This is a genomic window from Parvibaculum sp. (genome assembly GCF_049651025.1).
In the GTDB taxonomy this organism is placed as follows: domain Bacteria; phylum Pseudomonadota; class Alphaproteobacteria; order Parvibaculales; family Parvibaculaceae; genus Parvibaculum.
In genome coordinates this window covers 27,891-42,529 of record NZ_JBASBH010000008.1, presented here as the reverse complement: position 1 = coordinate 42,529, position 14,639 = coordinate 27,891, and the positions used below count along the sequence as shown (strand labels likewise).

General features: G+C 63.5%; 15 protein-coding genes. 3 read left to right on the top strand and 12 right to left on the bottom strand.

Annotated features, from left to right (window positions below; genetic code table 11):
- A partial coding sequence (locus tag WA943_RS00790) for a phosphotransferase family protein (RefSeq protein WP_424467716.1) occupies positions 1-763 on the bottom strand: 763 nt, incomplete at its 3' end.
- Between the two features lie 71 nt (positions 764-834).
- Complete coding sequence (gene purD, locus WA943_RS00785; RefSeq protein ID WP_424467714.1) at positions 835-2,118, bottom strand: phosphoribosylamine--glycine ligase; 1,284 nt, start codon at positions 2,116-2,118, stop codon at positions 835-837.
- Between the two features lie 116 nt (positions 2,119-2,234).
- Here purD and xseA point away from each other — a divergent pair, with 116 nt between their 5' ends.
- The 3 genes from xseA to WA943_RS00770 all read left to right on the top strand — a co-directional run bounded on the left by xseA (position 2,235) and on the right by WA943_RS00770 (position 5,044).
- Positions 2,235-3,719, top strand: coding sequence for an exodeoxyribonuclease VII large subunit (gene xseA, locus WA943_RS00780; RefSeq protein WP_424467712.1), 1,485 nt, complete (start codon positions 2,235-2,237; stop codon positions 3,717-3,719).
- A 255-nt stretch (positions 3,720-3,974) separates the two neighbouring features.
- Entirely contained in the window at positions 3,975-4,193 is a 219-nt protein-coding gene (locus WA943_RS00775) for a DUF2093 domain-containing protein (protein ID WP_424467710.1), read from the top strand.
- Positions 4,190-5,044, top strand: a complete 855-nt coding sequence (locus WA943_RS00770; protein ID WP_424467708.1) for a M23 family metallopeptidase — start codon at positions 4,190-4,192, stop codon at positions 5,042-5,044. The genes WA943_RS00775 and WA943_RS00770 overlap by 4 nt, the downstream gene beginning before the upstream one ends.
- A 17-nt stretch (positions 5,045-5,061) precedes the next feature.
- Here the strand turns inward: WA943_RS00770 and WA943_RS00765 are convergent, their stop codons facing one another.
- From WA943_RS00765 to WA943_RS00720, 10 genes are all read right to left on the bottom strand, one after another.
- Positions 5,062-5,943, bottom strand: coding sequence for a lysophospholipid acyltransferase family protein (locus WA943_RS00765; RefSeq protein WP_424467706.1), 882 nt, complete (start codon positions 5,941-5,943; stop codon positions 5,062-5,064).
- An 11-nt stretch (positions 5,944-5,954) separates the two neighbouring features.
- Complete coding sequence (gene lpxK, locus WA943_RS00760) at positions 5,955-6,992, bottom strand: tetraacyldisaccharide 4'-kinase (RefSeq protein WP_424467704.1); 1,038 nt, start codon at positions 6,990-6,992, stop codon at positions 5,955-5,957.
- Complete coding sequence (locus WA943_RS00755) at positions 6,985-8,325, bottom strand: 3-deoxy-D-manno-octulosonic acid transferase (RefSeq protein ID WP_424467702.1); 1,341 nt, start codon at positions 8,323-8,325, stop codon at positions 6,985-6,987. The genes lpxK and WA943_RS00755 overlap by 8 nt, the downstream gene beginning before the upstream one ends.
- Positions 8,322-9,077 carry a lysophospholipid acyltransferase family protein gene (locus WA943_RS00750; RefSeq protein ID WP_424467700.1) on the bottom strand — a complete coding sequence of 252 codons (756 nt, stop codon included), beginning with the start codon at positions 9,075-9,077 and terminating at the stop codon, positions 8,322-8,324. The genes WA943_RS00755 and WA943_RS00750 overlap by 4 nt, the downstream gene beginning before the upstream one ends.
- Complete coding sequence (locus tag WA943_RS00745) at positions 9,074-10,882, bottom strand: ABC transporter ATP-binding protein (protein ID WP_424467698.1); 1,809 nt, start codon at positions 10,880-10,882, stop codon at positions 9,074-9,076. Before WA943_RS00745 ends, WA943_RS00750 begins: the two co-directional genes overlap by 4 nt.
- 210 nt (positions 10,883-11,092) lie before the next feature.
- Positions 11,093-11,626, bottom strand: a complete 534-nt coding sequence (locus WA943_RS00740; protein ID WP_424467696.1) for a TspO/MBR family protein — start codon at positions 11,624-11,626, stop codon at positions 11,093-11,095.
- Positions 11,623-11,862, bottom strand: coding sequence for a DUF4170 domain-containing protein (locus WA943_RS00735; protein ID WP_424467694.1), 240 nt, complete (start codon positions 11,860-11,862; stop codon positions 11,623-11,625). Before WA943_RS00735 ends, WA943_RS00740 begins: the two co-directional genes overlap by 4 nt.
- 78 nt (positions 11,863-11,940) lie before the next feature.
- Positions 11,941-12,753, bottom strand: coding sequence for a 3'(2'),5'-bisphosphate nucleotidase CysQ (locus WA943_RS00730; RefSeq protein ID WP_424467692.1), 813 nt, complete (start codon positions 12,751-12,753; stop codon positions 11,941-11,943).
- Entirely contained in the window at positions 12,740-14,107 is a 1,368-nt protein-coding gene (locus tag WA943_RS00725) for a TldD/PmbA family protein (protein WP_424467690.1), read from the bottom strand. The genes WA943_RS00730 and WA943_RS00725 overlap by 14 nt, the downstream gene beginning before the upstream one ends.
- Before the next feature lie 109 nt (positions 14,108-14,216).
- Complete coding sequence (locus WA943_RS00720; RefSeq protein ID WP_424467688.1) at positions 14,217-14,618, bottom strand: MAPEG family protein; 402 nt, start codon at positions 14,616-14,618, stop codon at positions 14,217-14,219.
- Positions 14,619-14,639 lie beyond the last annotated feature (21 nt).

Here is a 14,639-nt window from a genome sequence, read left to right as displayed (position 1 = left end):
GACCGAGCGTCGAAAGCTCCCAGTCGAGAACGGCAATGACGCGCGGCTCGGTCGGATGCAGCACCGTATTGTCGAGACGATAATCGCCATGAACGATGCTGACGGAATCCTCCACCGGAATATTCTCCGGCAGCCATTCCATCAGCCGGTTCATTTCCGTGATGGTCTCGGTTTCCGACGCGACATATTGCTTCGACCAGCGCGAAACCTGACGCGAGAAATAATTGCCGGGCTTGCCGAAATCGCCAAGGCCCGCCGCCTCGTAATCGATCGTGTGCAGATGCGCGAGCGTCGCATTGAGCGAGTCGTAAATCTTCCAGCGCGTCGCCGGGTCCTGTCCGGGCAGCAGCGGTTCCCACAGCACGCGGCCTTCTACCATGTCCATGATGTAGAATGCCGTGCCGATCACGCTGTCGTCTTCGCAAAGGCAATAGGTGCGCGGCGCGGCAAAGCCGACATTATGCAGCGCGGTAATTACCTTGTATTCGCGGTCGACGGCATGGGCCGAAGGCAGCAGCTTCCCCGGCGGCTTGCGGCGCAGAACATATTTGCGTGACGGCGTAATGAGTTGGTAGGTCGGGTTCGATTGTCCGCCCTTGAACTGTTGAACTGTCAGCGGGCCTTTGAAGCCCTCCACATGGGCTTCCATATAGGTCACGAGGCGCTTCTCGTCGAAGCGATGGCTCTCGGCAACCTCTTTGGTGCCCGCAAACTGGTCCTGGCGGCTCTGCTCTGCTGCCCCGTCCGTAGTGGCGTTACTCATGAACTGAATCTCCCCGTTACCTTTTTATTTGTGTACGGACTTCTCTTCAAGCGCTCATATCAACCTTTCGGTCAGACAGGCTGTTTTTCTCTGGCAACCGCGCGCCAGCCGATATCCTTGCGGCAGAAGCCGCCCGGCCAGTCGATCAGCGCCACGGCCTTGTAAGCCTGCGCCTGCGCATCGCCGACCGTCTTGCCCGTTGCCGTCACGTTGAGCACGCGCCCGCCATTGGCAAGAATGCGCCCGCCATCGGCCCGCGTGCCGGCATGAAAGACCTGAACGCCCGGCACTCCGCTCGCAGCCTCAAGCCCGCCGATCTCCGTGTCCCGGGCGTAGTCGCCCGGATAGCCATTGGCCGCCATGACGACGGTCAGCGCCGCCTCGTCCTTCCAGTTCAGCGCGACATCGCCAAGCGTCCCGTCATGCGAGGCGATGAGCGCGGGCAGAATGTCGGAGGCCAGCCGCGTCATCAGCACCTGCGTCTCGGGATCGCCGAAGCGCGCATTATATTCGATGAGCTTCGGCCCATCCTTCGTCAGCATCAGCCCGGCAAAGAGCACGCCCTTGAACGGCGTCCCGCGCGACTTCATGGCGGCGACCGTCGGCTCGATGATCTCGCGCATCACGCGCTCGACAAGCTCCGGCGTCAGCACCGGCGCAGGCGAATAAGCGCCCATGCCGCCCGTGTTCGGGCCTTCATCATTGTCGAAGACGCGCTTGTGATCCTGCGCGGTTGCAAGCGCCAGCGCTGTCGTGCCGTCGCAAAGCGCAAAGAAGCTCGCCTCTTCGCCCTCCATGAATTCCTCGATCACGACCTCGGCGCCAGCCTTGCCGAAACGGCCGCTGAAAATCTCGTCGATGGCTTCTTCCGCCTCGCCGATGGTCATGGCGATGATGACGCCCTTGCCGGCTGCCAGCCCGTCCGCCTTGACGACGATGGGCGCGCCCTTGGCACGGGCAAATTCCTTCGCCGCTGCGGCTTGCGAAAAGCGTCCATAAGCGGCGGTGGGAATATTGAACTCGGCGCAGAGGTCTTTGGTGAAGCCCTTGGAGCCTTCAAGCTGCGCGGCGGCCGCACTCGGCCCGAAGGATTTGATGCCCTCGGCATCGAGCCTGTCGACAAGCCCGGCGACCAGCGGGTCTTCAGGGCCGACGACGACGAAGCCGATATCCTTGTCGCGGCAGAATTTGACGATGGCGTCGAAATCCAGCGGCTTCAGCGGCACACATTCGGCAACCTGCGCTATGCCGCCATTGCCCGGCGCGCAATAGAGTTTCTCGACAAGCGGACTTGCCGCGATTTTCCAGGAAAGCGCGTGCTCCCGGCCGCCCGAGCCGATGACAAGAACATTCATGCCGTCTGATAAATCCTTCTCGGATTGGTAGAGCCGCATTCGGCTTTGACGCAAAAACTTGTAACATGCGACACGACAGAGGCAAGCCCGCCGAAATCCTGACCCGGACCTCATTTATGTCTCAGCCCGTCAAAGGCAAATCGGCCTCAGGCCACCCCTCGACCGGCGAGATTTCAGGCGCATCGGCGGGAAATGCGCATGAGTTTTCGGTCAGCGAGCTTTCTTTCGCCCTGAAGCGCACGGTCGAGGAGACATTCGGCCATGTCCGCGTGCGCGGCGAGATCACCGGCTTTCGCGGCGTGCATTCCTCCGGCCATAGCTACTTTGCGTTGAAAGACGAAGGCGCGCGGCTCGAAGCGGTGATCTGGAAGGGTGTTTACGGGAAATTGCGTTTCAAGCCCGCCGAGGGTCTTGAGGTCATCGCAACCGGCAAACTCACCACCTATCCCGGCAGCTCCAAATACCAGATCGTCATCGAGCAGCTTGAACCGGCAGGCATCGGCGCTTTGATGGCGCTCCTTGAAGAGCGCAAGAAGAAGCTCGCCGCCGAAGGTCTCTTCGCGCCGGAGCGCAAGAAGGCCCTGCCATATCTCCCCGATGTCATCGGGGTTATTACCAGCCCGACCGGCGCCGTCATCCGCGACATCCTGCATCGGCTTGCAGATCGCTTTCCGCGCCATGTTCTCGTCTGGCCCGTGCGCGTGCAGGGCGAGACGGCGGCAGGCGAAGTCGCCGCCGCAATCGCGGGCTTCAATGCGCTGAAGCCCGGCGGAAAGATCCCGCGCCCCGATCTTCTCATCGTCGCGCGTGGCGGCGGTTCCATCGAAGACCTCTGGGCCTTCAACGAGGAAGTGGTGGTGCGCGCCGCTGCCGCGAGCGACATTCCGCTGATCGCCGCCGTCGGCCATGAAACCGATACGACGCTGATCGACTACGCCGCCGACCGTCGTGCGCCCACGCCGACCGCCGCCGCCGAAATGGCCGTGCCCGTGCGCGCCGACAGCATCGCCGCCGTGCTTGATCTTGAGCGCCGTATGCTGCGCGCTGAAATGCGCATGCTCGAAAATGGCCGCACGCAATTGCGCGGCCTCGTTCGCGCCCTGCCGCGATTGACCGATCTGATAGCCCTGCCGCGTCAGCGTTTCGACAATGCGAGCGAGCGTCTCGGCCTTGCCCTGAAACGCGCGGCGGAAGTAAAGCGCGCGCGTCTCCATCGCATCGAGGGCAAGCTCGGCACGCAGCTCATCCGCTTCCGCATCGCCGACGGCAAGAAGCGCCTCGGCCAGCTCGATGCCCGCGCCATCGCCGCCGAGCGTCGCCACCTCACCGATCTTGGCCGCCGCCTCGACGGCATGGGCAAGCTGCTGGAGTCCTATTCCTATCAGGGCGTGCTGGAGCGCGGCTTCGCCGTGGTCCGCGCTGGCGACGGCAAACCCGTTCGCGGCTCGGCAGGGCGAAAGCCGGGCGAGGCGCTCAGCATCGAATTCGCGGCGCAAGACAAGCTCGGCGTTGTCGTCAGCGGCGATGCTCCGCTCGCTGCACCGGCTCGCCCGCGCAAGAAGCAAAGTGAAGATACCGGCCCGCAAGGCAGCCTGCTTTGAGGCGTATCGACTTCAGGATGCTGCAAGGCAGAGATCAAAGGCACTCGCTACCTCCGACGATGTCATCCCGGGGCTTGTCCCCGGGATCCATGGCGGACCGGCGGTGAGTGAGGGAAGATGGGTCCCGGGAACAAGTCCCGGGACGACGCATTTATTTTCATGAAGTCACGTAGACTGGATTGCCACGGCCCTGTGGATCTCACAATAACGAACGAGAGATTTGATGCCGGAAGCACCACAGGCTAGAATGTATTTATGAACAGGATCGACAAAAACAGCGGCGGCCAGGCCGAAATCGTATATGGCGACGGCGAATTTCACGTCGTGCGTCCGGGCGCATATGTCATTTGCGCCGTGACAGGTGCGCAGATTCTCCTCGACGATCTGCGTTACTGGAGCGTCGATCTGCAGGAGGCTTATTCAAGCCCCGAGGCGTCGCTGAAGCGCCATCAGGAAAAGCATCCAGTTAAATGAATCGCATCGCCGCTCTGGCTGTCGCGCTCGCCGCGAGCCTTGCCATATTGCCGGCCCGTGCCGATGTCTCGCTCAAAGGCCCGCTGCAGCAAGGCGCGATTGTCGTCGGCAAGACGGAGCCCGGCGCGCGCGTGACGCTTGATGGCGACGCGCTTATCGTTTCCGAACATGGCCTCTTCGCCATCGGCTTCGACCGCGATCACGGCGCAAAGGCGACGCTCATCGTCACCTCGCCCTCAGGCCAGACGGAGACGAAAGACCTCGCCATCGCGCCCCGCGCCTGGAACGTGCAGAGCATCAAGGGCATGGCGCCCAAATATGTGACGCCGCCGCCCGAGCAGATCGCGCGCATCAAACGCGAACAGGCATTGAAGGCCGCCTCGCGCCCGCGCGACACGAATGAAGAATGGTTCGCCGAAAAATTCATCTGGCCGTCCGGCGGCCCGATCAGCGGCGTCTTCGGCAGCCAGCGCATTTTCAACGGCGAGCCGCGCAATCCCCATTACGGCGTCGATGTCGCCGCGCCGAAAGGCGCGCCCATCGTCGCGCCCGCCGACGGCATCATCCGCCTCGCCGAACCCGACATGTTTTTTGAAGGCGGCCTCGTCTTCATCGACCACGGTCAGGGCGTCTATAGCCAGATGATGCATATGTCGCGCATCGACGTGAAGCCGGGCGAGCGCGTGAAGCAGGGCCAGAAGATCGGCGAAGTCGGCGGAACGGGCAGGGCGACCGGCCCGCATCTGCATTGGGGCATGCTCTGGCGCGGCGCGCGTGTCGATCCATCCTTGATGGTCGGCGGCGTCACCGCAAAGGGCGTGCAGCAAGGCATGAATGTCGGCGGCGACTGACGCTCGCTCAGCCTCGACTATTCCGACCAGCGATTATGCAGCCAGAACCAGTTCTCCGGCTTCTCGCGAATACGCGCTTCCAGAAAATCGTTCAGCACCTGCGTGATGCGCACGATCTCGCTTGCCGGATCGGCGCCGGGATCGGCTTCGATCTGCGGATAGACGGTCACGCGAAAATGCGCGCCGCTCTTGCGCTCGATGCAAACGGGAAAAAGCACCGTGCCATTGCGCACCGCAAGCCCCGCCGGTGCAGGCGTCGTCATCGACGGAATGCCGAACATCTTCGCCTCGATGCCGTCATTCATCTTCTGATCGTAGAGCATCGCCACGAATTTATTCTCGCGCAGCAGCGTCACCAGATCGCGCGCGCCCTTGCGGCCCTTCGGAATTTGCACCGCGCCCGTCTCGGCGCTGCGCATGTCGAGCATCCACGCATTGACGTAAGGATTATTGGCCGGGCGATAAATCTGACCGCCCTCCAGCCCTTCCAGATGCATGGCGATCGGCAGCAATTCGAAATTGCCGAAATGCCCTGACAGCAGCATGCCGCCCCGGCCAGCTTTCACATGCGCGTGAAGCTCCTCGATACCGACAACCTCGATGCGGTGCCGCTCCTCGGGCCGATAGAACTTGTCGAGATGAGCATATTCAAAAGCGACGCGGCCAAGATTGTCCCACATGGCCACGACGACGCGCTCGACTTCGGCTTCCGAAAGCTCCGGCATGGCGCGCGCGATCCGTCGTCGCGCGCGGCGCGTAATGCCGAGCTTCGGCCCGATGCTGCGGCCAAGCCATCCGCCGATGGCCGAAGCGCGATCGAGGCCGGGCAGGCGGAAAAGCGCCAGCGTCACCTTGAGCAGCAGCGCCTCGACGCGATATTGGAAATCCTTGTTTGCCATGCGCCTGCCGCTCAGCGTCTCGCCGGTCGGCGAGCCAGCGCGATCGCATCGCGGATAAGCGTCTCGAAGGCGGCAAAATCGTCGATGATCGCGCGTATGGTGATGGTCTTCACCGCATCGCGCAGCCGCGCCCGCGCGCTTCCCTCCGGCGCATGCAGCAGGCGAACGCGATCCTTCTCCGTCGTCACCAGCGTCGCATTGAGATCGCGCGCACGCACCAGAAGGCTCTGCGCATCCGCTTCGCTGAACATGTGATGATCTGGAAAATCAACCATGCCGACGAGATCGGCATGCAGCTCGCGCAGCGTCATATAGAATTTTTCAGGCCGCCCGATCCCCGCAAAGGCAAGCACCGGCGCGCCGTCGAGTTGCGGTGCGGGCGCGGCGCGCAGGATCGCGCGAAACACCGGCAATGCGCGGTTGCGGGCCCGCGCCGCCAGATCGTCTGCCGCATGTCCATGTCCGACAATGACGATAGCGCCGGTCCGCGCCAGCGCATCGGCCACGCGCTCGCGCAACGGCCCGGCAGGAATGAGCCTGCCATTGCCAAGGCCCGCATGGGCATCGACCACCAGCAGTGAAATATCTTTCGCAAGCGACGGGTTCTGAAACCCGTCATCCATGATGATGAGCTTTGCGCCCGCCCGCGCCGCCGCAGCCGCGCCCTCCGCGCGGTTCACCGAAACCCATGTCGGCGCAACGGCTGCAAGCAGCAGCGGCTCGTCGCCCACATCCGCCGCCGTATCGCGCATGAGATCGACGCGCAGCGGCCCGCTCTCGCGCCCGCCATAGCCGCGCGTCAGGAAATGCACGGCCTCGCCGGATTTGATGAGCCGTTCGGCCAGCGTCAGCGCCAGCGGCGTCTTGCCCGTCCCGCCCGCCGAAATATTCCCGATACAGATGATCGGAACGGCGGCATGCTGCGCCACCGTATAGCGGCGACGCATGCGCCCCGCCGCGCCCCATGCCCATGCGGCAGGCGCGAGAAGGCTTGGGAGAACCGATCCCCCGCCGCCACGCGGATGCTGCCAGAAGCGCGGTTCACGCATGGGCGCCCATGCCTTTCACCGCAAGCTCCGCGGGCAGCAGCACCATCAGCGTGTCGAGCGTGGTGCGCGTCGCATCGCTGGACGCGCTGACGATATGTTCAGCCGCCGCAGCGCGACGGTCGCGCTCCTCACTGTTGTCGAGAAGCAGGGCGACGGCGCTTGCCAGTTCGCTCGCATCGGCAATGCGAAGCAGCGCGTTGCTCGCCGCGAAGCCCGCAAAGGCTTCGGCGAAGTTGAAATCGCTGGGCCCCGCAATCAGCGCCGAGCGCAACCGCGCAGGCTCGAAAGGATTATGCCCGCCGACAGCCCCGAGCGTGCCGCCGATGAAAACAATATCGGCAAGCCTGTAGAAAAGCCCGAGCTCACCCAGCGTGTCACCGAGATAAACATCCGTTTGCGGCGTTATCGCATCGCCGCTGGAGCGTTGCGCGACATCAAGCCCGTTCGCGCGCAATTCCGCGGCAATCGCGTCTCCCCGCGCCGGATGTCGCGGCACGATCAGCGTGAGCAGATCGGGATGCGTCGGGGCAAGCAGCGCGTGAACATCGGCGGCGACTTCTTCCTCGCCCTCATGCGTATTGGTCGCAAGCCAGACGGGCCGCGCGCCGATAGCGCCACGCAGGCGCGAAAGCTCATCCTCATCCGCCGTCAGCGGCGCGGCGTCGTGCTTGATATTGCCGGGCGTCACGACATTGGCCGCACCAAGCGCGCGCAGCCGCGCGGCGCTCGCCTGATCCTGCGCCAGCACGGCGGAAAACCGCGCAAGCAGATTGCGGATCGTGGCGGGAAAACGTTGCCAGCCCTGAAAGCTGCGCTCGGTAATGCGCGCATTGACCAGCGCCAGCGGCGTGCCGCGCGCATGCGTCGCGACGATGAGGTTCGGCCAGAATTCGGATTCGACCCATATGCCGAGATCGGGCTTCCAATGGTCGAGAAACCGCGCGCAATAATCGGGATGATCGAGCGGCACATATTGATGGAACGCTTCGTCCGGCAAACGTTCTTCCATCAGCCGCGCCGATGTCACGGTGCCGGTGGTGATGAGGACGTGAAGCCTCGCGCGCGCTTTCAGAAATCCGTCGATCAGCGGCAGCACGGAAAGAGATTCGCCCACGCTCGCTGCATGGATCCAGACAAGCGTTCCGTCGGGGCGGGGAAGTGACGCCATGCCCACGCGCTCGCCCATGCGCGTCTCGTCTTCCTTGCCGCGCATGAGGCGCCGCGAAAGCAGATATGGAACGGCAGGCCCGATGGCGCGTGTCGCAAGCCGATAGGCGGCAAGGCCGAAGCTTCGACGCTGCGTCGTGGGCGCTTGCGTCGTTATCGCGCTCAAGACTTGTGCGCTCCCTCGTCCTCGCGGCTGGGAAGACGCCCGACAATGCGGTCGGCTTCTTCCGTCAGCGCGTTGAGTTGTTCCTCGACATGCAGCCGCGCGGCTTCGAGCGTTTCAGGATCGGCATCGCGCGGCACATAGATCGGCTCGCCCCACACAAGCGCGCCCTTGGAGAAGGGAAGGTTGATCGTGAACTTGTCCCAATTGTTGAGGCGAATGCGCGCCCGCGTCGTCGCCGCGACGGGAACGATGGGCCGCCCTGAAAGCCGCGCCAGCATCACAATGCCTTCGCCTGCGCGGCGTGCCGGGCCGGGCGGCAGATCGGCGGTCATGCCGACGGAAATATTTTCGCCAAGCGCGCGCACCATGGCGCGCAATGCGCCCGCGCCGCCTTTGCCCTTTTGCTTCTGGCGGCGTTCCTCGCCCTTGGGCACGCCCGAGCCGCGGATCGTGCCGACGCCGAGAAAATGCATGATCTTTGAGACGATTTCGCCGTCGCCATGCCGCGAAACCAGAATGCGCATCTCGCGCCAATTGTGCCAGAAGGTCGGCAGGATCAGGTTCTGTCCGTGCCAGGTCGCGCCGATGAACGGCTCGTCGCCGGTCCAGAAGCGCTGGGCAATATCGCCGCGACGAACCTCGAAGCGGCTGGTGCGCCGCACGAATTTGATGAGCATGGCAGCGGTGAAGCCGACCGCCGTCTTGAATGCCTCACTCTGGACAATGCGTTTACCGACCATCGCGAAGCTCATTCTCCCGCGACGGCGGCTTGCGGCGCGTCGAGCAGCGCGTCGTCCGCCGCCTCGTCGTCCGGTGCAAATTGCGAGCGGGACAGTTCTGCATAAAGCCCGCCTTTGGCAACCAGCTCGCCATGCGTGCCCTGTTCGAGCACGCGGCCGCCATCGATTACATAAATGTTGTTGGCATGTTTGATTGTCGAGAGGCGATGCGCGATGACAAGCGTCGTGCGCCCTTCCATCAAGGTGCCGAGCGCCTTCTGCACCTGCAACTCGGACGCCGTATCGAGCGCCGATGTCGCCTCGTCGAGCAGCAGGATCGGTGCGTTTTTCAGCATGGCGCGCGCAATGGCGATGCGCTGGCGCTGTCCGCCCGAAAGCCGAAAGCCCGCCTCGCCGACCGATGTGTCATAGCCGCGAGGAAGCGCCATGATGAAATCATGCGCGGCTGCATTGCGCGCCGCCTCGGCAATTTCCTCGTCGCTCGCATCGGGGCGGCCATAGGCGATATTGGCCCGCACCGTATCGTCGAAGAGGAAGGGGTCTTGCGTGACCAGCGAGCTTGCCTGACGCAAGGAAGCGACCGTCACGTCGCGAATATCCTGCCCGTCAATGGTGATGCGTCCCTGCGTCGGATCGTAGAAGCGTGGAACGAGATTGAGCGTCGTGCTCTTGCCGCCGCCGGACGGGCCGACAAGCGCCACCGTATGGCCTTTGGGAATCTCGATGCTGATATCGTCAAGCGCCCGCGTGCCGTCGCCATAGGCAAAGCTCACATGCTCAAAGCGCACGGCGCCTTCGCTCACGCGCAGAGCCTGTGCATTCGGGTTCGCGATGATGTCCGGCTCGATGTCGAGAATGGGGAAAACGCGCGTCGCGGCGGCGACGCCTTCCTGCATGATTGTCTGCGTGTTCGCGACGGCCTTGAGCGGCTGATAGGCGAGCATCAGCGCCGAAATGAAAGCGACGAGTTCGCCCGACGTCAGCGGCCCGTGAATGACGCTCATGCCGCCGAAATAGATGACGCCTGCAATGCCGACGCCCGATAGCGCCTCGGTCAGCGGACTTGCGGCTGCCTTGGCGCGGAAGCCGCGCATCATGTGGCGCAGCACGGTCTTCACCGTCTGCTCGACGCGCGCAATCTCGCGATCTTCCTGCCCATAGGCCTTGACGACGCGAATGCCGCCCAGCGCTTCCGAAATCAGCGCCGAAAGATCGCCCGTGCCTTCAAGGCTCTTGCGGCTCGCCTTGCGCGTTTTCTTGCCGAGCTTGCGCATATAGAGAATGCCGAAGGGAATGACCGAGCAGGCCAGAAGCGCGAGCTTCCAGTTCATGAAGAATATTGCGCCCATCAGCGCAACGACCGTCAGCAGGTTCTGCGTGAAGTCGATCACCGACATGGTAACGGCGTCGCGCACACGCGAGGAATCGTTCATGAAGCTCGAAATGAACCGGCCCGAATGCGTGCCCGAAACCCATGCAAGATCGGCCTTGACGATCCGCGCGAACATGCGCGTCTGGATCGCGGAAATGATCCTCTGGCCGATGGCGTTCTTGGTGAGGTTCGACGCATAGGAGGCCGCGCCCTTGAAGGCGCTGGCGCCGATGGTCGCAACCGCGATCAACACCAGCATCGCCTGGTTCTTCTGCGTCAGAACATCGTCGAAGACATATTTGATGAGAAGCGGCAGCACACCCGTCGAGGCGGCAACCACGGCGCTTGCAACCAGCGACACGAGAACGAGCTTCCAGTTCGGCAGCAAATAGTCGCGCGTCGTCCGTTTCAGCACGCTGAAGGTTGCAAGATCGGGCGGCGGCATTGCACGACCTTGCGCAGGCGCCCGGCGCTCATCCGTGGCCCCGCCGGCTTCTTGCCCCGGTAAGGTCGTCTCGTTCAACTGCAGCCTCGTGTTGCAATGCGAGCGGACCTTAACATGCCGGTCATGGCGGCGCCACCATGGGTGCCGCCCTCGCGCAATGGTAAATACAGGCGCCTGTTGAGCTTTTTGGCTCCGGCAAGCGGCCCGGCCCTAGCGATTGAGTAGCCAGACCGCGAGCGTCAGATAGGTCGCAAACAGGCTCCAGGCAAGATAGGGCACGAGGATCAGCGCCGCGAGCAGGCTGTGCTGCCGGAACGACCAGATCGTCGCGACGATCGCTGCATCAAGAACGATGACCTCGATCAGGGCGAGGCCGGGATTGTGCAGCCCGAAGAAAATCACGCTCCAGGCAAAATTCAGCATGAGCTGGGCGATGAAGAGCGACAGGGCGCCGCCCGCCGCATTGATGCTGCCCGCAGCCCGCCAGGCAAGCCAGGCCGAAACCCCCATCAGGAAGAACAGGAAATTCCAGACGATCGGGAAAACCCAGTTCGCAGGCGTCAGGGCCGGTTTGGCGATGCCTGCATACCAGTTGTCGATATTGCCCACCGTCACGGCGCCGCCTGCGGCTGCGCAGCCGAATACAATCGCGAGAAACACGAAGAGCATGGCAATGGAGAGCGAGGTGCCGGGTGCCTTGACTGCAGGAGATGCGCCGAGGCCGACGCTGCGGTTGCCGTTCATTCGTGGTGGTCTTCCTTGTCTGTGCCGGGGTCCATCAGGCGATGCAGGTGAACGATGAAGTAGCGCATATGGGCATTGTCGACGGTGCGAAGCGCCGCCGATTTCCACGCAGTGTATGCGCTCGCATAGTTGGGGAAAATGCCGACAATATCCACAGCGTTTGTATCGCGGAACTCGGTGCCGCCAAGCTCCTTGAGTTCACCGCCAAGGACGAGGTGCAGTAGCTGTTTTGACATAGCCTGCCTCTTCGGACGCGCCCGGACTGAGCCATCTTATTCTACATATTTCCACGCGGGTTCGTAAGGCGCGACGGCTCAGGCAGGCAGCGTCAGCAGGCCCACACGGGCCATGAGCGCCTCATGGAGCTTCGGGCCGGCCGCCAGCAGGCTCCGATGGCGCGGCAATTCGCGATTATAGATGAGCACCTTGCCGTCATGGCTGGTCAGCAGTCCGCCCGCCTCGTTCAGCACGAGATCGGCGGCGGCGAGGTCCCAGTCGTTCTTCGTGTTGAGGGCAAGCGCCGCATCCGCCGCATTGCAGGCGACGAGCGCGATCCGGTAGGCGACCGAATTGCGCTCGATGATTTCCATTTCGGGCCAGGGCTCGGGCCATGCCGGATGCTTGAACATGGGCGCATGTGCCGCCATGCGCGCGCCTTCGATGACGGCCCTGTCGCCGACGCGAATGGGCTCGCCGTTCAGCGTCGCGCCGCCACCTGTCACAGCCTCGAAAAATTCATCCGTTGCCGGATTGAACAGCGCCGCCAGAACCGGCCGTCCATCTTCGACCAGCGCAACGGAGATCACGAAATGCGGCTTGCCCTTGGCGAAGGCGCGCGTGCCGTCGATGGGATCGACGACCCAGACCCGCGTGCGCGAAAGCCGCACCATATCGTCTTCCGTCTCTTCCGAAAGCCAGCCATAGCCGGGGCGGGCAAGCGCCAGATCCCTGTAAAGCTGATCGTTGACCGCAATGTCGGCTTCCGTGACGATGCTGTCACTGCCCTTCATCCAGGTCTTCAGTTTGGTCTGGTAATAGGTAAGTGCAATGCGCCCGGCTTCGCGCACGGCAGCGACGAGCAATTCGCGGTCTTCTTCGCGCCCATGGCCTTCGTCAGGTGCCTGCAACGGTCATTCCTTCAACCCGAATGGTTGGCGCGTTCGTGCCGTCGCGGAAGACCAGATTATTGGCAGGCGTCATGTTGAGGAACATGGTCTTGAGATTGCCCGCCACCGTGATCTCGCTGACCGGAAAGCTGAGCTTGCCGTTCTCGATCCAGAAGCCCGACGCGCCGCGGCTATAGTCGCCCGTCACGCCGTTGATGCCCATGCCGATCAGTTCCGTGACGTAGAAACCGTCCTTGATATCGGCAATGAGTTCTTCCGGCGAAAGCTTGCCTGGCGCCATGTAGAGATTGGTCGTGGAAGGCGAGGGCGGTCCGCCCGTGCCGCGCGCCGCATGGCCCGTCGTCGTGAGGCCGAGCTGGCGAGCCGACGAGGTGTCGAGAATCCATGTCGTCAGAACGCCGTCCTCGACCAGCCGCGTCATCCGGTTCTCAACGCCTTCGCCGTCGAAGGGCTTGGAGCGCAACCCGCGCGGCCTGTGCGGATCGTCGATGATCGCGATGCCTTCGGCGAAAACGCGCGTGCCCATGGAGTGCTGCAGAAAGCTCGTCTTGCGCGCCACCGCCGCGCCCGAAATCGCGCCCGCGAAATGCCCGACCAGCCCCGCCGAAACGCGCGGATCGTAGATGATGGGCACGGCCTGCGACTTCACCTTGCGCGGGTTGAGGCGGCGCACGGCGCGCTCGCCTGCCGAGCGGCCAATGCCTGCCGGCGCTTCGAGATCGGCCAGATGGCGCACGGCGGAATAATCGTAATCGCGCTCCATGCCCGTGCCTTCACCGGCCAGCACCGAGCAGGAGACGGAAAATGATGTGCCGGAATAGGAGCCTGAAAACCCCTCGCTGGTCACAAGCGCAACGCCCGAGCGTCCCCAGCTCGCGCCCGCGCCGCCGGAATTGGTGACGCCCGCGACGGCCAGCGCCGCCGCTTCCGCCTCGCTGGCCGCATCCGCCAGCTCCTCGGCGGTCGGCACATGCGCCGCATCGTCAATGTCGAGCGACTTGATGTTGCGCGCCAGCAGCGCCTTGTCGGCGAGCCCCGCATAGGGGTCCTCCGGCGCAATCCGCGCCATGGCGACCACGCGCTCGATCAGCGGCCCGAGCGAGCGTTCCGAAAGATCGGTGGTTGAAACTGTCGCCTGCCGCTGCCCGATAAAGACGCGCAAGCCCACATCGCGGCCTTCCGACCGCTCCACATCCTCAAGCTTGCCCAGCCGCCATGACACGCCAAGCGACTGACCCTCAAGGACAATCGCCTCGGCTGCCTCCGCGCCCGCCTTGCGCGCGCGCTCGACAAGCATGGCGGCGTCTTCAAGGACGCTGTTTTGCGAAGATGGCGCGGATTGCGTCCTGGACATGGGCGCTCGGCTCTCTGTTGAGGATGAAGTGGCCCCCGAACGAACAAGGGCCCCGACACTTATATAGGTCGAGGCCCCGGCGGGATAGGGACGCCAGACGCTCCCTGTATCAGAGCAGCGCGTAATAAAGGCAGGCAACGCCCGCAACGAGCTGTGCGATCCAGGTCAGCACCGTGCCGATGAGGCGCGGCGGCGTGGAATTCGAGGCGGCTGTCGTCAGGCCGATCGCATGCAGGATGCGGCCGACCGTCAGCAGCAGGCCGACGGCATGGATCACATAGATCGAGCCGGACAGGAGATGCAGCCCGACCATGCCGATGAGAATGATCGGCGTGTATTCGACATTGGTTACATGGGCGCGATTGGCATTGTAGAGGCCCGTATCGTCGCCGGTGCCCGTCATCACATTGGAGCGGACGCGATTTGCCGAGACGCGATAGGCAAGGAACAGGTTAATCAGCAGATTGATGCCGACATAGACGCCGACGATTTCGAGCGAGTAGCTCAGCATGTGACCCTCCGATGCGGTCGC

Excerpts from the sequence above, each read along its gene's own strand:
- lpxK (WP_424467704.1), bottom strand. The coding sequence starts at position 6,992 with ATGCGTGAACCGCGCTTCTGGCAGCATCCGCGTGGCGGCGGGGGATCG.
- WA943_RS00740 (WP_424467696.1), bottom strand. The coding sequence starts at position 11,626 with ATGAACGGCAACCGCAGCGTCGGCCTCGGCGCATCTCCTGCAGTCAAG.
- WA943_RS00750 (WP_424467700.1), bottom strand. The coding sequence starts at position 9,077 with ATGAGCTTCGCGATGGTCGGTAAACGCATTGTCCAGAGTGAGGCATTC.
- WA943_RS00745 (WP_424467698.1), bottom strand. The coding sequence starts at position 10,882 with ATGCCGCCGCCCGATCTTGCAACCTTCAGCGTGCTGAAACGGACGACG.
- WA943_RS00725 (WP_424467690.1), bottom strand. The coding sequence starts at position 14,107 with ATGTCCAGGACGCAATCCGCGCCATCTTCGCAAAACAGCGTCCTTGAA.
- WA943_RS00720 (WP_424467688.1), bottom strand. The coding sequence starts at position 14,618 with ATGCTGAGCTACTCGCTCGAAATCGTCGGCGTCTATGTCGGCATCAAT.
- WA943_RS00775 (WP_424467710.1), top strand. The coding sequence starts at position 3,975 with ATGAACAGGATCGACAAAAACAGCGGCGGCCAGGCCGAAATCGTATAT.
- purD (WP_424467714.1), bottom strand. The coding sequence starts at position 2,118 with ATGAATGTTCTTGTCATCGGCTCGGGCGGCCGGGAGCACGCGCTTTCC.
- WA943_RS00735 (WP_424467694.1), bottom strand. The coding sequence starts at position 11,862 with ATGTCAAAACAGCTACTGCACCTCGTCCTTGGCGGTGAACTCAAGGAG.
- xseA (WP_424467712.1), top strand. The coding sequence starts at position 2,235 with ATGTCTCAGCCCGTCAAAGGCAAATCGGCCTCAGGCCACCCCTCGACC.
- WA943_RS00765 (WP_424467706.1), bottom strand. The coding sequence starts at position 5,943 with ATGGCAAACAAGGATTTCCAATATCGCGTCGAGGCGCTGCTGCTCAAG.
- WA943_RS00770 (WP_424467708.1), top strand. The coding sequence starts at position 4,190 with ATGAATCGCATCGCCGCTCTGGCTGTCGCGCTCGCCGCGAGCCTTGCC.